Here is a 21,934-nt window from a genome sequence, read left to right on the forward strand (position 1 = left end):
TTCATCCACAATGTTTTTTTCAAACAGGTTCCGTTTAATACATAGCTCCCCAAAATTGCTCGCTTTCCCCCACACCCCACACCCCATACCCCACACCCAGTATCCTATCGTGGGTAATGTGGCTTAAGTTGACACCCATGGCACGCCATGCGCCCCTACGGTTTCGCGGCTAATGGTTAATTGATCAAATAAAGTGTGCCACGCACGCCACTACTGGACTGACACAGCTAAAATGGTGGGATAGATTTGGCGGTGAAATTGGGCGCACGCCATGCGCCCCTACAATTCTAATCCACCAAATAAGGTGTGCCACGCCACACTGATTTATTCCACCGCTTCAACAGACATAGAGACAGGCGATACATCTGGCAAATAGGTTTTTTCCACAACTGGGGTACACCCCAACCACTGTACCGATAACTTAGCAAACTGCTGCGGACAACCACTGACACAAAATCGCGTCGGTAGGGGTGGTGAACTATTTTTTAATCCCATTAAATCCAGTTCTTGCGCCGCCGCCGCCACCACATGTTCAGCCGGATCAATTAATTGTACAGATGCGGGTAAAATTTGTCGCAATACAGGCGCTAACAACGGATAATGAGTACACCCATAAATCAACGTATCAATTCGCTGCTGGAGTAAGGGCATCAAATACTGGGACGCCACTTCCGAGGTATAGGGTTCATATAACCGATTCTGTTCCACTAAAGGGACAAACTCTGGACAACTGACTTGCCAAACTTGAACCGTGGATTCCACTTCTAACAAAGCGCGTCGATAGGCATTACTCGCCGCCGTCGCGGGGGTAGCAATCACGCCAATCCGACGCCCGACTTGAACGGCTGCACGAGAACCGGGCAAAATTAATCCCAGAATCGGCAGTTGAAACTCACGGCGTAACGTGTCTAGGGCTAAGGCGTCACTGGTGTTACACGCCAGAACCACCATTTTCACATCTTGCTCAACCATCCAAGTGAGAATCTCGCGCCCAAACTGGACGATTTCCCTGGCGGAACGGGTGCCATAGGGGAGTCGGGCGGTATCGGCAAAGTAAAGAATCGATTCATGGGGAAGTTGTCGGTAGAGTTCCCTGAGAACCGTAAGTCCGCCAACACCACTATCGAATACGCCAATACGACGGTGTTGTGCTTCTCCCCTTAAGGTCAAAATCGGGTCATTTGTCATTCGTCGTCATTTGTCATTCGTCATTTGTCATTCGTCAAAGAATTTTCCCACTCAGTAAAGGGGATGATTAAAAACCCCGATAACACTCGTGTTAAAAATTCTGCTGAATGTACTGAAGGATACCACGAGCGATCGCCTGTGCTAGTTGACTACGGTGAGTTGAATTGTTTAATTTTGCCGAATCATCTCGACCGGTGACAAACCCCACTTCCACCAAAACTGCTGGCATTGAGGTTTTTCTCAGCACATAAAACCGGGCGCGTCGCACCCCCCGATTCTGTACCGGAACCGTCTGTAAAATGTTATTGTGAATCGTCTGGGCAAGGCGTTGCCCACTGGAGAAATAATAAGTTTCCAATCCATTGACATCTGGGCGGCTGAGACTGATGGCATTCGCATGAATGCTGACAAATAGATTAGCATTGACTCGCTCCGCCATGGTCACACGGGGCGCTAAATCAACGAAATAATCGCTATTGCGGGTTAATACGGCTTGCACACCCTGTTTTTCTAATAAGGCTGCCACTTCTTGGGCAATGGGTAAAATAACATCCTTTTCCCGTAATCCGCCAATGCCAACAGCGCCGGGATCTTTACCCCCATGTCCCGGATCAACCATCACCACAATTCGACTGTTGGGAACCGTGGGAAATGAGGTTGGGGATGTGGGGGATGGACTTGGCGGCGGTACCGGAATCGATTCACGGGGCGGTACTGTGGCGCGTCGGGTTTGTATGGGTAGCGCCAATAAGCGATCGCTAATTTGATTGAGGCTACCAATCTGAGTTCCCGAACTTGGCTGCACCAAAATTACTACAGTGTTAGAGTCTTGCTGGCGCAGCAATACCCGTGATAAAGGACTATTGCTACTCAGTTGAGGTCCTTTAACCTGATCGGTTAATTGGGCATTGGGGATCGTAATCCGGTACGCCCTCTCATTGGCGTCCCAACGACTGGTGGCTTGGATATTGCGATCGGCTTCAATCAACAGTTGAGTCTGATTGTTTCCCAGTTCAACCGACTGAATTGTTGCTTGTTGATTAATGCTGACTCGTCGATTCGAGGTTTGCGATCGCGAAGGATAAGAGACTAGGACATTACCCGAAGCATTAGAACGACTCTCTAAACTGGATGCTGAGGTTCCTCTAGGGATAATCACCAACCCGCCAACATCGCTGTATAATGCCTGCCAATCGGGACTATCTCGGTCAACATTTAAGGTGATCCGAGTCAAGGGGGGTGAATCTTTCAGCCTTTGGAATTGGATTTGGCTAACGCCGTAGCGATTAACATCCAATGTTTGCTCAACCAGACTCCGGGAGAGGTTTAACCCCTCCACCTCAATCTCAATCTGGCGGCGATCGCGACTCCGCTTTACCTTAATCTGATCCGGTTCTCCACCATCAGTATGGATAAAAAATCCATTCCGAGTCACCTGGAAACTATCCACTTGTGTCGCCGATGTTTCCACCGTCACCGTTCTGGGTGAACTCGGTTGAGGAGATTGGCGATCGGGAACCCTTCGACTTCGCTCAGGGTTAACTGTTCGGACTGAGGGAGGCGGACTGGGTAAACTTGATATCCGTTGTGGATCAGGGATATTCACCGTCCACTGCGTCGGCGAGAGTCCCCTAAATTGTACCTGTTGGGGGTCTAGGGTATAACCTGGGGCTAATTCCACCACAATCCGAGTGGTTTGGTTTTCAAATTGTCCGACTCGGATTTCTTGAATCGCGCCGCCCACTTGTTGATTTACCGTCGGGCGTCCCAGTCGAGTTCCGGGTAAATCAATGACTAGCCGAGTCGGATTCGCAATTAGTTGCGCCCTCGGCTGAACGCCCTCATCTGTGGTAAAGACCAACTGATTTTGAGCGCGGTCAAACCGCCAAAACAGCAGTTGACGCGCTTCGGCGGCGGATGTATAGAGAAAAACACTCAAAAAGCTGGAGAGTAGCAGTAGCCAGCGAAATCTCACAATTATTGCTCCTAACTTAAAGCTCGGTGCTGCATACAGCATTTAGGTGGGTGGCTTTTCACTTGAGGCAGTTGCTGAGTTCAAAACCGAACTCAGTGAGGTTGAGTGGGTTCAGTTCACCCTATATCCCGAAGTCCAACTGCTCGCTTTGGTTTCCACCCTGGCTTAAACCAATGACTCACCCAAGTTGAGTTGATTAGCTGTTATAGACAGTCAGCTTTCAGGGACGTAGAGTAACGAATTTAAGTTTCAAAAAAAATAGTATAGTCCCTTTTCGGATGAACAATCCCAACTGCTTCCAGACGCGCCATGGCACGTCTCTACATTGCTCCCCCTGCTTGTACTTCAGGAGAACTGGGGATGATTAAGTCATTCGGGTTTAGACTCTGACAGGGTTTCCACTGGCTCTGATCCGGGGACAGTTTCGGGTTCTTTTAAGACTAATCGTAATAAGGGAGGAGCCACAAAGGTAGTTATAATCACCATCATGATAATCGCTGCCTCAGTTGCCGAGGAAAGCGCCCCACTAGCTGAACCGACGCCAGCAAAAACCAGTCCCACTTCGCCTCGGGGAATCATCCCCACACCAATTGCCAAACGATTAATACCCGGTTGACCAAAAACGGTAAAGCCTGTGACTACCTTACCGATAATCGCCACCACGATCAGGAACACTGCCAAAATCAACCCTTCTCGATTGCTGGGAACCGCTGGATTAAGGACACTTAAATCGGTTTTGGCACCCACCACCACAAAGAAAATCGGGGTGAGGACATCCGCCACAGGTAACACCTGTTCCTCTAATTCGCGGCGTTTATCGGTTTCTGCCAGAATTAAGCCAGCGGCAAATGCGCCTAAGATGGCTTCAAGTTGAATCGCGGCGGCAATATAAGACAGAATCGCGGCGAAAATCAGGGCGGTGAGTAATACCTGACCCCTTGTCTTCATTTCATCCACCAAGGCGACAAAGTAGGGACCAAGAAAGCGCCCCACTAAAATCGCACCGACTAAAAAGACACCCGCACTGATGATTAGATAAATAACATTCGCGATCGCGATTTCCCCGGTTTTGGCTAAACTCGCTACCACGGCTAGCACAATGATGCCTAACACGTCGTCTAATACCGCTGCACCAATGATAATTTGACCTTCTTTGGAACTGAGACTGCCGATTTCGGCTAAGACTTTGGCGGTAATCCCAATACTGGTAGCGGTTAGCGCCGCCCCCGCAAAAATAGCTGGGACGGCTGGAACGTCGAACAAATAGGTTAACCCAGCGGTTCCGGCGGCAAAGGGAGCAATCACCCCAACAATGGCGACAACAGCCGCTTGTGGACCGACTCGGATCAGTTCTTGCAAATCCGATTCCAGTCCAATTTCAAATAGAAGAATCACCACCCCCAGTTCGGATAAAACTGAGATCACCTCACTCTGAGTCTCAAACACCGACTCAGCCGCCATTGGATTTAAGCCCGCTGTGCGCTCCAGAAAGCTGACAATCATTGAGCTAGCCGCATCTGCCCCGGCTTCGGGAAAAACAAGTAGATGCAGCGCTGAGACTCCCACAACGACACCACCAACCAGTTCCCCCAGTACAGGTGGCAAGTTAATCCGCGCACAAAGTTCGCCACCTAATTTGCTGGCGAAGTAAATGACGACTAAACTCAGCAATACGCCAGCGAAGATTAATGAACTATTTTCGGCTTCGCTGCTGGAGGCTTCATTGGCTGTGGCTATCAGCGATTGATGTGCCGATAGCCATCTTAAACCTAAGGGGGGAGTTAGGGAACTCACCCAGGCAGTTGCATCAGCTACGGATTGAGAAAAAAGCATGGATTCTATTCTACAGGGAACAGGGAACAGGGAGCTTGTAGAGACGTGCCATGGCGCGTCTGGGAGCTTGGCTACAGATTAAACTACTGAGTTGCAAAAACTGTAACCCCAGAAATGATAATGCTCTATGGTGTCAAAGTTAAGGCTTAATCTATCGGTGTTTGGAGAATTTATAAAATGACAGATCTATGTTCCCGTTTTCTGAGCCAAAAAAAGTTACAGGTGATGGCTGGGGTTTTGGGTTTAGTGATGCTCGGATGCATAAATCCAGCGATCGCGCAGGAGCGATTGTTACGAACGCTAACGGTAACCGGACAAGGCGTAGAACGAATTCCCACAACCTTGACCCGAGTCCAGTTAGGGGTTGAGGTACAAGGAAAAACAGCGCAACAGGTGCAACAAGAGGTGGCACGTCAATCGGCGGCGGTGGTGGAGTTGCTGCGATCGCGTAATGTTGAACAACTCCAAACCACCAGCATCCAACTCAACCCTGTCTATAGCTACGAGGACAATCAGCAGCGCCTGATCGGGTATTCTGCCAGTAACACGGTCAGTTTCCGCATTCCCACAGAACAGGCGGGAAGCCTTTTGGATGATGCTGTGGCTGCTGGTGCTACCCGCATCGACTCGATTAGCTTTACCGCTCCAGAAAGTGCGATCGCCACGGCTCAAAAACAAGCGCTACGAGAAGCCACCCAAGATGCCCAAGAACAAGCCGATGCGGTGTTAAATGCCTTGAACCTCACCCGTCAAGATGTCGTTACCATTCAAATTAACGGTGCCACACCACCGTCTCCACCGATGCCGCTGATGAGCAGGGCGGAGTCCTTTGCCCAAAATGCTCCGACACCAGTTATTGGTGGTGAGCAAGAGGTACAGGCATCCGTAACCCTGCAAATTAGCTACTAACGTTTAGAACTCTGTCTCGTCGTAGCGATCGACTGTGCTGGGATCATTATCTCGTTTAGAGCCTAATAAATCCATTCGATCCGCCCGGATCACGGGCTTGTGGAAATTGTGACCATCCCGCGTCGTTAATGGATCAATCTTCAACGCTCCTTGAATCCCAATCAAACTTCCCTTCCGCACGTAATTTGCCGCCACTTCCGCTGTCTTCCCCCAAATCTCGATATTGAACCAGTCCGGCTTATCACTGTTGCGACTACGGCGATCCACTGCCAATGTTAACTTACACAAAACACTGCCCGACTCGAAATACCTGACATCTGGGTCTGCGCCCACCCGACCAACTAAATTAACTACATTGAGACTCATTTTTTTAGTACCCTTGTACTGATTGCTAATTAGTTTAGCGAATTTATACCGTTGTCCACAATCCCTCAAGCCCTACTGGAGGCACGCCAATTGCCGTGATTCACGCTCGCTTGTGACCTTGACTTTCTCCGGATCAGCAATTTTGTCGTCTGAATGATACTTTCAGCTTCGTTTTCAAAGATTAATAGCGATGACTTTATCAACTTCACTAGACTCAGCCAAAAAAACGTAATAGAATCCACCTCGGTTACAGTTCAGATACATTGTTTGTTATACATAGAAACATTCGACCTTGGGGGCTTATAAACAAGTGGGTATTTTCAGTCGCTTTTCCCTATCCCGGGATATGGGTATCGATTTAGGTACAGCTAATACTTTAGTATATGTATCTGGCAAAGGCATCGTACTCCAGGAGCCTTCTGTCGTCGCCATGGACCAAGATGAAAAAGTGCCACTAGCGGTGGGAGAGGACGCCAAAAAAATGCTGGGCAGAACTCCAGGTAACGTGGTCGCCTTGCGTCCTTTACGCGATGGTGTGATTGCTGACTTCGATACCGCCGAACTCATGCTCAAGCATTTTATCCGGCGAGTTCACGAAGGGCGCACTTTAGTTCAACCTCGGATTGTCATTGGGATTCCCAGTGGTGTAACCGGTGTGGAACGGCGGGCAGTAATGGAAGCTGCCTCTCAAGCTGGTGCCAGAGATGTGTACTTGATCGATGAACCTGTTGCTGCTGCCATCGGTGCGGGGCTGCCAGTGGCAGAGCCAACCGGTAATATGATTATCGATATCGGTGGTGGTACGACGGAAGTCGCGGTACTCAGTTTACAAGGTACCGTTTTGAGCGAATCGGTACGGGTTGCTGGTGATGAACTGAGTGAATCGATCACCCAGTACATGAAAAAAGTGCATAACCTGGTGATTGGAGAGCGAACGGCTGAAGAAATTAAAATTCAGATTGGTTCAGCCTACCCGACTCATGAGGACGATGATTTCTCCATGGAAGTACGCGGCTTACACTTGCTGTCTGGTTTACCGCGAACTGTGAGTATCAAGGGACCCGAAATTCGCGAAAGTATGTCCGAACCGCTTTCAGTCATCGTTGATGCGGTAAAACGGACGTTAGAGCGGACACCACCTGAACTCGCTGCCGATATTATTGATCGAGGCATCATGTTAGCGGGTGGTGGTGCCTTACTAAAAGGACTAGATACGTTGATTAGTCACGAAACGGGTATTGTGACTCATGTAGCGGCTGATCCCCTAAGTTGTGTGGTTTTAGGCACAGGTCGTGTTCTAGAGAACTTCAAACAACTAGAACGGGTATTTAGTGGGCGCTCTCGCCATATCTAAGGTGATAACCTCTTAGAGAGCTACTTTGGTTGGTTCACAAGCTGCATGAGAAGTCAACTGCACTATTGCAACTCTGGCGCATCAGCCGGAAGCTGAACGAATACTGGACAGGTTATGTATATATTGCGTCGTTGGTGGGACAAACATGGAGTCACTGTTGTGCTGGGAGGACTAACTCTAAGCCTTGCTTGGTTCGTTCGCCAAACTCAGGGTGCAGCTCTCTTTGAGGCTTATCAGTTATTGACCCGCCCCTTACAATCAGAACCGACACAAGAAGAGCGTCTGACAAATGCCAAAGTGCTGGAACTACAACAGCGTCTGATTGAACTTGAGAGCCAAAACCAAAAACTCAAAGAGCTACTGAATTATTCTAAAACCAAAGACCAGCAAGGAATTCTTGCCCCAATCATCGGGCGTAGTGCGGGTCACTGGTGGCAACATGTAACTTTGGGTCGAGGGAGTCGAGATGGAATTAAGGTGGATTCAATTGTGATGGCACCTGGCGGTTTAGTGGGTCAGATTGTTAATGTGACGCCGAATACAAGTCGCGTACTACTAATCAGTGACGCCACCAGCCGAGTCGGGGCGGTGATTAGCCGTAGCCGTAGCATGGGGTTTATTCGAGGACAAGGTTCAAATCGGGCGGTGTTGCAGTTTTTTGACAAAGTACCCGATGTCCGTCGGGGAGATGCGGTTTCCACTTCACCCGTGAGCAAACTGTTTCCTGCTGGATTACCGTTAGGACGGGTGGAGTCAGTCAACTTGGATAAAAGTCCAGCCCCCGAAGCTGTCATTGAGTTGACAGCGCCTTTAGATGCCTTGGAGTGGGTGATTGTTTATCCCCAATCAAGGACGGTTGATCCCGAATAAGTAGGTGGGGATAATTAGAGTTAAACCGTGGGAATCGTCATAAGCTGTTCGGCATTTAAACCATAATGTCAAGAATTGCGAGATCCTTGTAGTGCGAGCATTTTGCTCGCTACTAATACCCAATTTAAATGCATTACAGCTTACTCGCTTTCTTGAGCAGCAAGCTACGTTAATCAAAAAAACCTAGATGTGATACTTAGGCGGTGAAATGGAGGTCAAAAAAAGGCAAAACTCATTTAGGATAGCCCAGAAGAAACCCTTGAACAACATTTTCAACCTTTCCCAGTTTTCCCCCCAAGTTCGTCAACTGCTCAATTGGATGGTAACGGCGGGTTCTGTCCTTGTATGTGTGATGGCTTTACCCACTCGGTTACCGGGTATGGAATTACTAGGAATTGCCCCGAATTGGTTGTTAATTTGGGTGGTTGCCTGGAGTATCAAACGCACCGCTTTTCAGGGGGCGATGGCAGGGTTAACACTGGGTTTGATTCAAGATGGGATAACTGCCCCTGAACCCACTCATGTCCTGAGTCTAGTGTTGGTGGGCATTTTAACAGCTCGAATGCAGAAGCAGCGATATATTCAGGAAGATTTTATTTCCGTGGCGCTAATTGTATTTGGGATGGCGGTTGTCGCTGAGACGGTGACGGCGATTCAGTACAGTTTTATGGGCGATCGCACGTTAGCAGAAATTTGGATAGATCACCAGCGTATTGCCCTATCCTCCGCGATTCTCAGTAGTTTGTGGGCACCTGTAGTTTATTATCCCCTGAGTCGTTGGTGGGAACAGATGCATTTGCTAGAACAGTCTTAAAACAAATAATGTGATCAAATCTGGAAGGTTTAAAGTTCAGGGAAGCGCAGCTTGACCTATCTTTCTCAAAATTTGAAGGACTCTTGCTAAATCGCCATCATTTAAGATGTTGAAATGATTGGATAGCCCATAAACAGCAGTCGGTTGCGACTGGAGTTTTAGAAATATGAAACTGTCTCCACTGCAAAGTAAGCCGTATGTAGGCTGCGTCCGGTCTGGATTAGCCAGCATATAGGCTAATGCCTGGGGAATACCGAGGGATAAGGAAAAGGTGGTACGCTTTGCTTCTAAGACCCAAACCCATATCTGATTCTGCACAATCAAGGCATCAATACGACCATTTAGGAGTTCTTCACCTGTATCAATCGCAACATCTACAGCAGGTTCAAAACGTGATCGAAACGGTGGATCATAGAAGCCCGCCAGTTCTAGTAGCGGAGAGACAATCATCATCTTGACCCCACTTTCTAGCATCATGCCTTCATCAAGCTGATGGAAGTAGCGATCGCGGATGCGGTTCAATGTCTGTATGTCTGTATCGGTTAAAGTGGGTAATTCCTCCTGCCACTCTGGGAAAAAATCAGATTCGCTAGTACGTTCAAGGTTAAAATTATCTCGTAAATACTTCAGAGTTGTTTTCTGGTGAGATAGCAATGGTTTGAACCATAATGATTACGCATCAGAGTGAACCTATCTATAATTTTGCCATCACACGTCCCTCGTGCGATCGCCTAAGCTGTCATGCATTTAAATTGGGTATTAGTGTTCACACTTCATCTTTCCCAAAAGATAATCAGCCGCCGTCAACAGATCATAGCAAGTGTGAGTGGGTTGGAATTGCTGGAGATAACTATAGGAACGAATCCCACACGTCAGCGCTACAGTGGGAATAGACACCGCTTGGGCGGCAAGGAGATCCGCCTCTGTGTCACCAATCATCCATGCTGATTGCGGCTGAAGAGAAAAACAGACTTGTTCGGTTAAGGCTTGTGCTAAACGTTGTTGCTTGAGTTCAACATTATTTCGATAGGCGGCTTGATCGTCGTAAGTTCCATAAATCCCACTAAACAGACGAGTCAAGCCGTAATTTCTCAAAATTTGTGTCGCTTGTTCCTGACAGCGCAACGTCACCAATACCAGCCGGATACCTTGAGAGTGGAGTCTGGCTAATGCCCAACCCACCCCAGGTTGCAGCTTATCCAGATGTAACAGTAAGGGCTGATTGACAATTTCTAAAACTCGTGATAAGAAAAACTCAAATTGTTCCCCTTGTACACCCGATCGCAGGGCAATGTCTTCATCCGCCACCCGATCCTGTTTCATCTCCCAAAACTGCTGGGCTTCAAGCTGTTGAATCGGTAACGTGATTCCTTGGGCTTGATAAGCAGAGCAAGTATCCGCCAGCGCTAGCTTGTAGGTGGTGTAATAGCGCTTAGAGACATCGACAATCGGTCCATCGAAGTCGCAGAAAACCGTCAGTGGCGCTACAGAAGGATTAGTTCTGTGGGAGCGATCGCACGGCGGTGATTGCCAGTCGTAGGCAGCCACACCACTCATAAAATGTTACTCAATTCAGCTTTTGAAAGAAACAGTTTTTTACATCTTAGCAGTTTCGATACAGGTTTTAATCGTTCGTGGAGGAATATTCCTCAGCTTCTTTATCCTCACGTTCCAACGCCTCAAAAACCCCTATCGTCGCCTCTCACTGACTCCACCAACTAGCGATCGCTCTTATTTTACAATCCGTTAACTAACGAGTAGCGTGATCGCACCTTATCGCTCTATTGTCACTCTGGGAAAAGAACTATCAAAGCTGATTGCTGGAAGCCTTTGCTGTTAAGCATTTGGGCGATCAGAAACTGATAGAAACTCATGTCTTAGAGGCAAATTGTCCAATTCCCTCAGTGTCAGGGTTTCAGCCTTCGCTCTTCCGAAAGTGACACAAGAGCGATAGAGCGTTACTATTATGACAACTACAAATCTAATTTTGAATATCCATCGAATATAAGTAGCCAAACAATAACAACAATCCAATGAATTACAATGGGGGACCAGATTGAGCGAGAGTGCCAGTAGGAAATCGTCAACGTGATTCCTAAAATTAGCGTTGACAACAGAAAACCTGGATTCGTGAAAACTCCGAATGCTTTTTGGTAAACTAAAAAAGCAAATATAGGATGAGCCACAACATAAACAACTATGCTTATAAAAGCCATAATTAATTGGCTTTTTATTGGAATATTACTGGTTTTGCTGGGAAGTGGTAGTACGCGAAATAGCAGCTCTTCGGCAAAACAGGGAAAAAAGAAACGACTCACTAAAATCTTGACAATGCCTAGAAAAGATAAATGCAAAATTCTAACGTCTAAAAGCCCAGAATAAAATCCTATGGGTAAACAGGTTAAAGCAATAACCAATAACAGAAAAACCGTCACCAGCCAACTCTCCAGAGTCGGTACAGTGAGTAGAGCCGAGATGACTTTGTGGTAAATTCTGTCCCTAAAATTCATCTCGGCTGCTCCCGTACTTAGGCGAAATTAACCCAATTATTCACACTGATCTACTCAGGTAATCCGTCTTCAGTTTGCTGTAGGTAGATAACCGGATCGGGAAAATTGGGACTGACGACATAGATTGTACCAGTACCATCTGCACGACCAATTTCAATCTCACTGAAGCCATCAACGATGAAGTCAATCTCCGCATCAATGATATCTAAGAAACTGCCACCCTGGTTAGAGGTTGCTCCCACAACAATATCTTGAGCCAGAGTAAATGTACCAAACTGGAGAATGCCACCATTACTCTCAATTTCGCTGCCATCAGCAATGTCTACTTCATCACCAAAATAGGTAATGTTGCCACCACTGACGCTACCCGTGGCATCTGTGCTACTAACCACCACAAAGCCCGCTGATAGTTTCACATTACCCCCTATTCCCGTGGCAGAACTCACATCAATCATAGAAGCACTTCCATCCGGTGCAGCGTTTGTCGTATCGATTTTAGTTGGCTCATTACCACTGACGGAAACATCTCCGCCGATACCTGCTCCTTCTGAACGAGCAATGATGCTGCTGGTGGTAATATTTCCATCAGCCACCGAAAGCGACACATCACCACCATCAACTGAATCCGAACTCGCATCAATGATGCCATTGCTGGTGTCAATATCCCCAAAAGCTTCGCTAATACTTAGGCTAATAGTACCGCCGATTTCAGGTCCGGTGGAGTTAGAAAGTAAGCTAGCCGTGCTGATATTGCCATCAATGGTAGACATGGTAATGTCGCCTCCTGCACCTAAGCTGGTGCCCGACTCGATGGTTCCAGTAGTAGTGTTGATCGAACCTTCCTGCCCGCTTATACTCAGATCAATATTGCCACCAATCGTGCCATCTGATTCAGAGAAGGAACTGAGGTTACTTGTGCTAATGCCGCCTTGATTGGTGCTGAGATTGATATCGCCACCGTTCCCCCCGGCTGAGGTGGAGTTGTATGCCCCACTGGTGGTGTCAATCGAGCCGAGACCATTATTGATTGTGGCAGTAATGTTACCACCATCCCCTGACCCATTCGAGGAGGTATTGACATCAGCGGTGTCAATGTTGCCCTCATCAGTTTCCAGGGAAACCGCACCACCATCACCATTCGCCGCGCTGGCGTCGAGTGTACCGCTAACGGTAATCTGACCGAGTGCTTGCTCAACCGTAATATCCATATTGCCGCCATTACCGCTACCACTGGCACTGGAGTCAATATCATCAATTTGGATATCGCCTTCGGTTGTGGTCACATTTACCGTGCCACCATTGCCATCAACCGCTGTTGAAATGAGTGTGCCAGCCGTTGTGTCAATCCCGCCAACTTCACCCGCTTTCAGGGTAATTGTGCCAGCATCACCACTTTCGAGGGAACTCGAGTTCACATTTGCCACCTGAATATTGCCATTCGTCGTCGTCGGCGTGGTTGAGAGGGTAATGTTTCCGCCATTCGCCGCCGTCGAACCCGAGGTCAATGTGCCATTGGTAACGTCAATCGCGCCACCATCGCCGTTGACATCAAGGGTAATATTACCGCCGACAAAACCAGCCTCTTCAGAAAAAGAGCGAATGTTACTTGTGGCGATACTGCCATCAAAAACATCCAGATCCACCGTACCGCCATCGCCACCTGCCGACGTCGCATCTAGAGTGCCATTCGTCGTATCAATTGATCCGGTACTCCCTTCAATATTGAGCGTAATGTTACCAGCAGCGCCATCGACATTGGTACGGGAGAAGACGTTTGCCGTGTCGATACCACCTTCAGCCGTTGTTAGGGTAACGTCACCCCCACTACCGCTTTCTGAGGTAGCGGTTAAGCTGCCTCCGGAGGTGTCAATGGCTCCGGTAACTTCTGGATTGGCGGCTATATCCATATCAATTGCCCCGGCTGCACCGTCTGCACCTGAACGGGTATCAATATCAGCGGTGTTAATATTACCGCCTCCAGTGGATAGGGTGACATTGCCCCCATCGCCGTCGCTGGAACTCGCATCTAAAGTGCCGCTGGTGGCGTTGATTAAACCGGGTGATCCGGCAACTGACATATTAATCGCACCCGCTGTACCTGTACCACTGGTGCTGGTATCGATATTGGCAGTCTGAATACCCCCGTCATCGGTATCAATATTGACCGTGCCGCCATTACCATTAACTGCCGTAGAATTAACCAATCCATTGGTCGTATCTACGTCACCACCGCCACCAGCCTCTAGGATAATGTTACCGCTGTTGCCAGCTTCAATGGCGCTGGAATTGAGATCAGCCGTCTGGATGTTACCGTCTACAGTCGTTAGCTCAATCTTGCCACCATCAGCAACGGTGGTTCCTGAGGTAAGCGTTCCGGCGGTGGTGTCGATGGAGCCTTCGATATCTTGAACATTAAGTTCAATTTGTCCACCCACTCCGTCTACATCTTCAGAAAAGGTATTCACATTGGCAGCAGAAATATTACCTTGGAAGGTACGCATTTCTACATTACCCCCTTCACCAACAGCAGCGATCGCGTCAATGGTTCCAGTGGTATTATTAATGGAGCCTGTACCCGCTGCCACATTTAAGGTAACTTCACCCGCTGCTCCTCCGTCACTTGAACTGTTAATATTGCTAGAGCTGATGTTACCTTCATTAGTGGCTAGCTTCACCTCACCCCCATCGCCACCTGCTGAGGTAGTTGTCAGAGTGCCATTGGTGGTATCAATTGAGCCAATACCCCCATCAATGGTGAGCTTAATTTCTCCAGCATTGGCACTTCCACCGGAACTGGTGTCAACGTTGGCGGTATCAATATTACCTGCCGCTGTCGTGAAGAACACGTTACCGCCCTCACCTGTGGCAGAACTCGCATCAATCGCGCCGCTGCTGGTGTCAATTTGACCCGTACCTTCGGGGTTGGAGGCAATATTGAAGTCGATATCGCCAGCCGTATCGTCACCATTGGTGAAGGTTTGCACATCTAAGGTGGTGATGTTGCCACCAGCGGTGTTGAAAGTAATATTACCCCCTTGACCATTTTCCGAGGTGGAGGAGACGGTAACACCGCTGCTGCTGATATTGATCGCTCCTAACCCCTGGGTGACATCCAGGCTGATAGCTCCCCCTTCAGCATCGACTGAATTGGCATTCAAGCCCTGATTAACTTTAATGTCTCCACCGGAGGAGGTGAGGCTAATATTTCCCGCCTCATCGTCGGAAGAGGTATCAATACCCGCTACCGTAATAGCTGCACCGGAAATATCGACGTTGCGACCTTCAGCGCGGATAACATCGGCAGAATCGTTCATAATGAAGGAGCCTGCGCCATCATCGTCAGCATCCGCCGTAAAGGTGAGGCTGCCACTACCCGGAGCAAAGAGTAGTTCATCGTCAGGCAAGTCGTTGATGGAGATGTTGTTCGTGGCTTGCAGAGTAATATTGGTGTCGCCTGACATACCCTCTAATTCTGACTCGTAGATAGTAAACGTGCCACCAGTCGGCGGTTCACTGGCAAGAACTTCCGCTGAAGCAGCATCAGGATCGGGTCCTAAGGCGTTCTCTAAATCAGCATCGTCAGTGCCATCGTCAGTACCTCCCACGACGGCAATATTTTTGGGATCGAGGAGTAGGGTGCCATACTCACCATTGGGGGCGGATGTATTGACATTGCCTTCATAAATCAGGGTGTCTTTACCAGAGACTTCCACAAAGCCACCATCACCCGCCGTTTCTCCGCCTTGGGCACTGATATTGCCGTAGAAGCCTGTAATTATGTCTCCCCAGACAATGACTAGACCCCCATAACCGTTGGCGATCGCATCAGCTTTGATTGTGGAGTCAGCACTGACGTAGGTACGGGATGCAGTTGGTAGAGTACCACCGCCCTGATAATCGCCACCAATGTAAACTTCACCGCCGCCAGTGGTTCCAGATGCATCGATATCGGCACTAATCACACCGACGCGATCGCCAAGTACGCTCACGCTACCACCGATTTCAGAGCTAGAGGCATCAAGGTTGCCTGATGAGATGGCAACTCCTGAGCCGTTTGGTATTGTTGTTCCAGATTCTGTTAAGTAGGCTGACCCCTCAGAGTTAACGTCAATGCTATCACCCGTGACATTAGAACCATCGCCAGTCAGCAATTCTGGCAGGCTAGCCGGATCAATCGTGGCGGTGCCATCGCCGGGATTCGTCACTTCCAAACTGAGAATCATCCCTTTCTGACTCACCCGCACTCGATTGGTGCCAGGAACCGCCGCAATGGTGATATTACCATCCGGTGCTGTCAATGTTCCGGTGTTGACGACGTTGTTTGCAATTAGGGATAAATTGTTTCCTTCTGTAACCGCCAAATCCCCGACGTTAACGATACTGCCAGGATTTGCTACGGTGAACGCAAATTGGGTAGGATTCCCCACCAAGGTGGTATAGTTATTCTCTCCAATGGCGTTGAACCAGTTATCGCCAAAACCGATGCGATCGGCGGTTGTTGCCGTAAAAGCGCCTGGTACATCCAGTTGAGCATTTTCACCAAAAACTATACCGGCTGGATTGATGAGAAAAAGATTAGAAGTGCCGCCTGTTACCCGAATTAGACCATTAATTATAGATGGATCAGTGCTGATCACACGACCCAATATGTTTTGAATGTGAGGATTGGATAGAAAATTAGCTACCTCGCCATCGTTTAAATTAAGCTGCTCAAAACTTTGAAATAGATTCGCGCCATCATCTGATAATGTTCCGCCTTCAATATTGTAAGTTTGTCCATCTGGCATGGTAATTACTGTACCTGTGCCGTCTGGAGCCGGAGCCGGAGTAATTGACTGGGCTGATGTGGAGTCAATCTTCCCTACTATGCATGACCCTGCCGCAACAGTTGCTGACAACACAGGTGCAATAAATCGAACCGTCCGCATTATTAACTTGTCCTCACTATTTTTACTCAATCAGAACTTACGTAGCCACACCAGAGATACTGGTTAAGGTGTATTACGCTTCCCTAACACACGATGGCGGACTGACACAGCTAAAATTGTGGAATAGATTTGACGTTTAAGCCTGAGCGAAGTCGAAGGGTTAAACCGGGCGCACGCCATGCGCCCCTACAATGCTAATCCACCAATTAAGGTGTGCCACGACACTACAAGTAGAGCCTTTGCCTAAGTGTTATAGATCTTGATAACTAGCCAATAGAATCCAACGAAGTTAGTCAAAATTGTTCCGCTAATTCTTGATCCCTTTATGGGTATGCTCGAACTGGTGGGTTCTCACTAAACCCTGTCACCTTTTCTGTCAAAAATATTTTTAATGACAGGCTCAGTCTATAGAATCGAATTGTTAGAAAAAACCAACTTTAGTAATATTTGTGAATAGTAAAAACTATGCCTTTAGACGGAAGTCTGTTTGGTGCGGATGGACTGTACCTAAACTAAGACGAATGGCACGCTCTTGAAGGCTGGTGAGCAATGAACACACGATAAGTTTCTAAATACTGAACAGCTTAAGCATTTGAGCAATATTTACATAATTTAATATTAAGATAACTTTATAGGATCGCAGGGATTACTGCAAGCTTGTAAGTAGTGAGACTTGCATTAAAGGTGACGGTTGAGATGAGGAAATAGGGAACAGTAACCATTTGGCGCTTGTTAATATTTCTTAGTAACGCTGATTCAGCAAGTCCTAGTTAGGGTTTGCTGCACAACCCAAAAACCATCAGCCATCAATACTTTGAGTAGTATTGACATTGGCTCATCTTCCAGCAAAGAGAATAAAACTCATCAAAACCCTTGCACCACTATCAGGAAAATGTACCTCCGCTCCCCCAGCTTCCCCCGCTCCCCCAGCTTCCCCCGCTCCCCCTCACCACTTATTCAGCAGACCCTAGTTATAGTAGTATTTTCAGAATCTCCAACCAATGACGCATCATATCTTAGTTGTGGAAGATGAGGCAAAACTCGCTAAGTTTATCGAATTGGAACTGCAATATGAAGGATATCAAGTCAGCGTAGCGCTGGATGGGTTTGCGGGTTTAGCGACAGCGCGGGAATCGCAGCCGGATTTGCTGATTCTCGACTGGATGCTACCGGGAGTATCGGGGTTAGAGATTTGTCGCCGTCTGCGGAGTACCGGGGATAAGGTGCCAATTATATTATTAACCGCGAAGGATGAAGTGAGCGATCGCGTGGCGGGATTGGATGCGGGTGCGGATGACTATGTGGTGAAACCGTTTAGTGTGGAGGAGTTGTTAGCCAGAGTTAGAGCGCATCTGCGACGGAATCAGGAGGAAGACCCAGATACCCTACAATTTGCTGACTTAAGCTTAAACCATTCTACCCGTGAAGTCTATCGGGGCGATCGCTTAATTGAATTGACGGCGAAGGAATTTGATTTACTCGATTATCTCCTTTCCCATCCTCGCCAGGTTCTCACCCGTGACCAAATCCTGGAACGAGTCTGGGGATATGATTTCATGGGAGATTCCAATATTATTGAGGTCTATGTGCGCTATCTGCGCCTGAAACTGGAAGCCAATGGGGAAAAACGATTGGTGCAAACGGTGCGGGGGGTTGGTTATGTGTTGCGCGAATCATCATCAAATTAACCCAGCCAACCCGTAGGGGCTTGGTCTCCAAGCCCTTAGTGCAAACAGTTCGGGGAGTCGGTTATGTGTTGCGCGAATCATCATCAAAAGCCAAACCGTAGATGAATCCTCGGATTCAGTTTTTCATCAACTGGCTTCCCTTCTTTCAGGTGTTGTTCCACAATCCGGCGGACATCACTGGGTTGAACTCGATAGTACCAGGTTTCTTCCGGTACAACTCGCACCGTTGGACCACAACTACATTGTCCTTGGCAATCTGTCCCTTTGATCTTAAAGTCTGTCTCCTCAGCCGCTTCCTCAAACGCCGCCAAGACATCGGCTGAACCTTCGGCTTGACAGGAACGATGTTGACAAACTAGAACTTGCTTGGGTGTATGATTTTGAGAGTCAGTTGCCACGGATGATTAAATTGAGTTTTACCTGTTCTTTTTTATTTTATAGCAGTCGCCAGAGTCATAAGGACATCAGATGAATGCCGCTTATTGCGTCGATGCACGTTTAGTGTCCTAACCGTTGTGGCGGTTGCTATACAAGTATAGCCGGGAAATAAATTTCCGGCTGAAAGCTCAAGTAAGCTAAAGCTTACTGGGATAGGTAGCTGTAATCAAAATGTATCCAGATTTTTTTTAGACAATTAATGTTTACCATGACCATTACCATCCGGCGGCGGACTAACCGTGGATTGTTGATCGAGCCACTTCGCCAAACTCTGGGATAGTTGTGCTAATGATTCGACTAACTGCGGAGAAATATCGATCGGTAAATTTCCCGAACGCACATGAAGATCCCGTTGTGGGAAAGGAATTTCCACATCTCGATGGCGGAGAATGACCTCAATCCGAAAATAAAGGTCACTCTTAATTTGGAACTGCTTGCGGGGTTCACTAATCCAAACCAATAAATCAAAATCGAGAGAACTATCACCAAATCCCTTAAAAAATACTCTGGGTATGGGCTGAGGTAGAACATCACTATGTTCTTTTGCCGCATCAATCAAAGCCGACCTAACCGTCTTTAGGTTTGAGCCATACGCCACGCCCACAGGTATCTTTAATCGGGATACTGCACTGTGATGCGACCAGTTAATCACCTCCGATTCCAAAAATCTGGAATTAGGAATAATAATCGAAATATCATCCAATGTTTTAATCTCGGTACTGCGAACACTAATATATTCCACCGTTCCCATCAATCCGCCCACATCGACGAAATCGCCAACTTGAATAGGACGTTCAAAGATTAAAACCAAGCCGCTAATAAACTCCTTGGCAATTCCCTGCAATCCCAAGCCAATACCCACCCCCAACACACCCGCAAATACCGTGAGGGAACTAATATCTAACCCCCATAACTGGAGTAAGACAAGGCTGCTGATAAAAATAAAGGCATAATTGAAAATAATCGCAATGGTTTCCTGTGCCGCACGACTCAAACCCGTGAACCGTAAAATCCGCGATCGCAACCCTTGTTTGATCACCTTTGCCAGGATGATCAACCCGACAAATAAGCTGATCAGGATTAATAGATTCAACACCGAATAGGAGTTATCTCCTAAGGGAATCATATCTGAGGTTAAGCTGGCAATTATCGTATCGGTAACGATGCGACTTAATTCTCGGGTTTGGCGAAACTGGGTGGTGATATAAATCAGTGCATACACCCAGATAGCACACCGGATAAGTGTCAGGAGAACTTGTCCGGCGAACTTGGGGCTGTTCGCCTGTTTCGTTCCCTCTAGGGGGGCTGACTCCGCCGCCTCTTTATCCAACTGAGGTTTCAGCCAATCAGACCAAAGCTTACCGAGTAGCCAACTCAATGCGATCGCCAGTAATACGCAACCCATTGAGAGCAGGGTAGCTTGAATCAAATAGATTGGTGTGCGCTCATATTGTGCCTTTTGAATAACCGTTTGCAGTTTTTTTTGCCAAAATTCTGCCTGTTCTTGAGGACTTCTTCCTTCTGGTGTATCGTCTGACGTTACAGAAACCAAATGCTGCCCATCAATCTCAATTACGGGTATTTTATCTTTAGAAGTGAGTTCAACACTTATAGGACTTTCCGCCGTTTCCACCAGTTCTTGGAGAACTTGATTCACATACTCAGCTCGTTCTTGGGCGCTGTATTGTTCAGATGGAGTTACTTCAAAAATCTTACGCCCATCCAGCATAATCGGTGCGACAGAATTAGTTTGAATGGAATTAGTTGGATTGAAAGTATTTTGAGCTAAACTGGGCAAAACGGCGAGTAAACAACCAACCATAAATGCCACAACTAGCGTCCGGACAATCCGCACCCGGACAAAAGAAACGAACTTCATATTAATGTTAACCTTTCATCGATAGAGTGCTTTGAGTTTCTTCCCTAGATGGTGGTGATAGTGCGGCGGCTTGCTGTTCCGCCTGTCGTTTGGGTTGCAGGTAGAGATTCTCTAACAAAACAGACGCCCCGGCTATCCAAGGAGGAACAATTAACGCCCCAATAATTCCCAACACCTGTGCGCCACCAACCACCGCCAACAATTGATACAAGGGATGAACTCTTACCGAAGAACCGACTAAAAGGGGATCAAGCACATAAGTTTCCACATTTTGAATAATCACAAACAAGAGAAATACCCATAAAAACGTCCACCCTCCTTGGGCAATTGCCACAATCAACGCCGGAATCGCCCCCAACACGGGACCAAAAAAAGGAATCAGATTGGTTCCCCCGGCAATCACACCTAAACCTAAAGCAAATTCAGTAATCCCCAAAACTTTTAAACCAATGGTAATTGCAACTCCTAAAATCCCGGAAACTAACACTCGTCCCTGGATATAATTACCCATGCGCCGACTCACTGGCTTAACCTGCGCCGCCAAGCGATCATCCCAGGGTTTCGGGAATAAACTCACAATCCCTTTAATTAAGCGTTCCGCACCGGATAGCATATAGCCCGATAGAAATAACGCTAGAATCACACTGAGAATACCACCCAGAAACCCCCGCGTTACCCCATACGATCGGACAACGAGTTGTTGACTGGAACGAATTGCCCAATTGGTGAGGGTTTGGGTATCAAAAATTTGGCTAATGATGGGTTCGCTAATACCCAGGCGCACTGCCAAACGGTCGATTAAGGATTCTAACACTTCTAGATAGTCAGGGAGTCGGCGAAACAGGCGCTGGATTTGCTGTGCCACGGTTGGTCCAATTAACACCCCGACTCCAACTAAAATGGTCAGTAAGCCTAAATAGACCAGGAGAACAGCTAACCAGCGAGGAATTCCCAACTGTTGGGCGCTATTGATGATCGGGGCTAAGGTGGCGGCGAGAACTACCGCAATCATCAGGATCACCAACAGACTGCTGAGTTGCCACAGCAGCAGTAGCAGCAAAACGGTAGCAGTAATGAGCAGGATATTTTGAATGGAAATCGCAATCCGCCGTTCAGACATGGCAACGGTTCAGCTTAAAAGACTGTTGACAAACACTAAATATAATAATGTTAAAGCTGATT

Annotated in this window: 17 protein-coding genes; 6 read left to right on the forward strand and 11 right to left on the reverse strand. The window is 47.7% G+C overall.

Annotated elements, in window-relative coordinates; genetic code table 11:
* Positions 1-324: 324 nt before the first annotated feature.
* The 3 genes from murI to RIG66_RS04030 form a co-directional block, all read right to left on the reverse strand.
* Positions 325-1,188, reverse strand: a complete 864-nt coding sequence (murI, locus tag RIG66_RS04020; RefSeq protein ID WP_446375440.1) for a glutamate racemase — start codon at positions 1,186-1,188, stop codon at positions 325-327.
* 91 nt (positions 1,189-1,279) lie between these two features.
* Positions 1,280-3,163: an N-acetylmuramoyl-L-alanine amidase gene (locus RIG66_RS04025; protein WP_446375442.1), complete on the reverse strand. Its 1,884-nt coding sequence runs from the start codon at positions 3,161-3,163 to the stop codon at positions 1,280-1,282.
* Between the two features lie 369 nt (positions 3,164-3,532).
* Complete coding sequence (locus RIG66_RS04030) at positions 3,533-4,996, reverse strand: cation:proton antiporter (RefSeq protein ID WP_446375444.1); 1,464 nt, start codon at positions 4,994-4,996, stop codon at positions 3,533-3,535.
* Positions 4,997-5,173: 177 nt separating this feature from the next.
* Here RIG66_RS04030 and RIG66_RS04035 point away from each other — a divergent pair, with 177 nt between their 5' ends.
* Positions 5,174-5,905, forward strand: coding sequence for an SIMPL domain-containing protein (locus tag RIG66_RS04035; RefSeq protein WP_446375446.1), 732 nt, complete (start codon positions 5,174-5,176; stop codon positions 5,903-5,905).
* 3 nt (positions 5,906-5,908) lie between these two features.
* Here RIG66_RS04035 and RIG66_RS04040 read toward each other — a convergent pair whose 3' ends face one another.
* Positions 5,909-6,271 carry a single-stranded DNA-binding protein gene (locus RIG66_RS04040; RefSeq protein WP_446375448.1) on the reverse strand — a complete coding sequence of 121 codons (363 nt, stop codon included), beginning with the start codon at positions 6,269-6,271 and terminating at the stop codon, positions 5,909-5,911.
* A 346-nt stretch (positions 6,272-6,617) separates the two neighbouring features.
* On the opposite strand from RIG66_RS04040, the gene RIG66_RS04045 reads away from it, so the two are divergent.
* The 3 genes from RIG66_RS04045 (at position 6,618) to mreD (ending at position 9,309) form a co-directional block, all read left to right on the forward strand.
* On the forward strand, positions 6,618-7,625 hold the full coding sequence (locus RIG66_RS04045) for a rod shape-determining protein (protein WP_044208646.1): 1,008 nt from the start codon (positions 6,618-6,620) through the stop codon (positions 7,623-7,625).
* 114 nt (positions 7,626-7,739) lie between these two features.
* Positions 7,740-8,495, forward strand: a complete 756-nt coding sequence (gene mreC, locus RIG66_RS04050) for a rod shape-determining protein MreC (protein ID WP_446375450.1) — start codon at positions 7,740-7,742, stop codon at positions 8,493-8,495.
* A gap of 268 nt (positions 8,496-8,763) precedes the next feature.
* The gene (mreD, locus tag RIG66_RS04055; RefSeq protein WP_446375486.1) at positions 8,764-9,309 is read left to right on the forward strand and encodes a rod shape-determining protein MreD; all 546 of its coding nucleotides are present in this window, start codon (positions 8,764-8,766) and stop codon (positions 9,307-9,309) included.
* Between the two features lie 36 nt (positions 9,310-9,345).
* Here mreD and RIG66_RS04060 read toward each other — a convergent pair whose 3' ends face one another.
* Together RIG66_RS04060 and RIG66_RS04065 are read right to left on the reverse strand one after the other, a co-directional pair.
* Positions 9,346-9,963 (reverse strand): type I restriction endonuclease subunit R, encoded by a 618-nt coding sequence (locus RIG66_RS04060; RefSeq protein ID WP_446375452.1) that lies wholly within the window; start codon positions 9,961-9,963, stop codon positions 9,346-9,348.
* Between the two features lie 105 nt (positions 9,964-10,068).
* The gene (locus tag RIG66_RS04065; protein ID WP_446375454.1) at positions 10,069-10,866 is read right to left on the reverse strand and encodes an HAD family hydrolase; all 798 of its coding nucleotides are present in this window, start codon (positions 10,864-10,866) and stop codon (positions 10,069-10,071) included.
* A gap of 22 nt (positions 10,867-10,888) precedes the next feature.
* Between RIG66_RS04065 and RIG66_RS04070 the strand changes: the two genes are divergently transcribed.
* Positions 10,889-11,059: a hypothetical protein gene (locus RIG66_RS04070; RefSeq protein WP_446375456.1), complete on the forward strand. Its 171-nt coding sequence runs from the start codon at positions 10,889-10,891 to the stop codon at positions 11,057-11,059.
* A gap of 223 nt (positions 11,060-11,282) precedes the next feature.
* On the opposite strand, the gene RIG66_RS04075 is transcribed toward RIG66_RS04070, so the two are convergent.
* The gene (locus tag RIG66_RS04075; protein WP_446375458.1) at positions 11,283-11,819 is read right to left on the reverse strand and encodes a CPBP family glutamic-type intramembrane protease; all 537 of its coding nucleotides are present in this window, start codon (positions 11,817-11,819) and stop codon (positions 11,283-11,285) included.
* Between the two features lie 50 nt (positions 11,820-11,869).
* Complete coding sequence (locus RIG66_RS04080; protein ID WP_446375460.1) at positions 11,870-16,747, reverse strand: beta strand repeat-containing protein; 4,878 nt, start codon at positions 16,745-16,747, stop codon at positions 11,870-11,872.
* Between the two features lie 1,001 nt (positions 16,748-17,748).
* On the opposite strand from RIG66_RS04080, the gene RIG66_RS04085 reads away from it, so the two are divergent.
* A complete protein-coding gene (locus RIG66_RS04085; RefSeq protein WP_446375462.1) occupies positions 17,749-18,435 on the forward strand; it encodes a response regulator transcription factor in 687 nt (228 codons plus the stop codon).
* An 83-nt stretch (positions 18,436-18,518) separates the two neighbouring features.
* Here RIG66_RS04085 and RIG66_RS04090 read toward each other — a convergent pair whose 3' ends face one another.
* The 3 genes from RIG66_RS04090 to RIG66_RS04100 all read right to left on the reverse strand — a co-directional run bounded on the left by RIG66_RS04090 (position 18,519) and on the right by RIG66_RS04100 (position 21,872).
* A complete protein-coding gene (locus RIG66_RS04090; protein ID WP_446375464.1) occupies positions 18,519-18,833 on the reverse strand; it encodes a (2Fe-2S) ferredoxin domain-containing protein in 315 nt (104 codons plus the stop codon).
* A 236-nt stretch (positions 18,834-19,069) separates the two neighbouring features.
* Entirely contained in the window at positions 19,070-20,752 is a 1,683-nt protein-coding gene (locus tag RIG66_RS04095; protein ID WP_446375466.1) for a mechanosensitive ion channel family protein, read from the reverse strand.
* 7 nt (positions 20,753-20,759) lie between these two features.
* Entirely contained in the window at positions 20,760-21,872 is a 1,113-nt protein-coding gene (locus RIG66_RS04100; RefSeq protein WP_446375468.1) for an AI-2E family transporter, read from the reverse strand.
* Positions 21,873-21,934: the final 62 nt, after the last annotated feature.

The organism is Coleofasciculus sp. E2-BRE-01 (assembly GCF_040221695.1).
Classification (GTDB): domain Bacteria; phylum Cyanobacteriota; class Cyanobacteriia; order Cyanobacteriales; family Coleofasciculaceae; genus Coleofasciculus.

Excerpts from the sequence above, each read along its gene's own strand:
- RIG66_RS04075 (WP_446375458.1), bottom strand. The coding sequence starts at position 11,819 with ATGAATTTTAGGGACAGAATTTACCACAAAGTCATCTCGGCTCTACTC.
- RIG66_RS04095 (WP_446375466.1), bottom strand. The coding sequence starts at position 20,752 with ATGAAGTTCGTTTCTTTTGTCCGGGTGCGGATTGTCCGGACGCTAGTT.
- RIG66_RS04035 (WP_446375446.1), top strand. The coding sequence starts at position 5,174 with ATGACAGATCTATGTTCCCGTTTTCTGAGCCAAAAAAAGTTACAGGTG.
- murI (WP_446375440.1), bottom strand. The coding sequence starts at position 1,188 with ATGACAAATGACCCGATTTTGACCTTAAGGGGAGAAGCACAACACCGT.
- RIG66_RS04065 (WP_446375454.1), bottom strand. The coding sequence starts at position 10,866 with ATGAGTGGTGTGGCTGCCTACGACTGGCAATCACCGCCGTGCGATCGC.
- mreC (WP_446375450.1), top strand. The coding sequence starts at position 7,740 with ATGTATATATTGCGTCGTTGGTGGGACAAACATGGAGTCACTGTTGTG.
- RIG66_RS04080 (WP_446375460.1), bottom strand. The coding sequence starts at position 16,747 with ATGCGGACGGTTCGATTTATTGCACCTGTGTTGTCAGCAACTGTTGCG.
- RIG66_RS04040 (WP_446375448.1), bottom strand. The coding sequence starts at position 6,271 with ATGAGTCTCAATGTAGTTAATTTAGTTGGTCGGGTGGGCGCAGACCCA.
- RIG66_RS04030 (WP_446375444.1), bottom strand. The coding sequence starts at position 4,996 with ATGCTTTTTTCTCAATCCGTAGCTGATGCAACTGCCTGGGTGAGTTCC.
- RIG66_RS04045 (WP_044208646.1), top strand. The coding sequence starts at position 6,618 with ATGGGTATCGATTTAGGTACAGCTAATACTTTAGTATATGTATCTGGC.
- RIG66_RS04085 (WP_446375462.1), top strand. The coding sequence starts at position 17,749 with ATGACGCATCATATCTTAGTTGTGGAAGATGAGGCAAAACTCGCTAAG.
- RIG66_RS04100 (WP_446375468.1), bottom strand. The coding sequence starts at position 21,872 with ATGTCTGAACGGCGGATTGCGATTTCCATTCAAAATATCCTGCTCATT.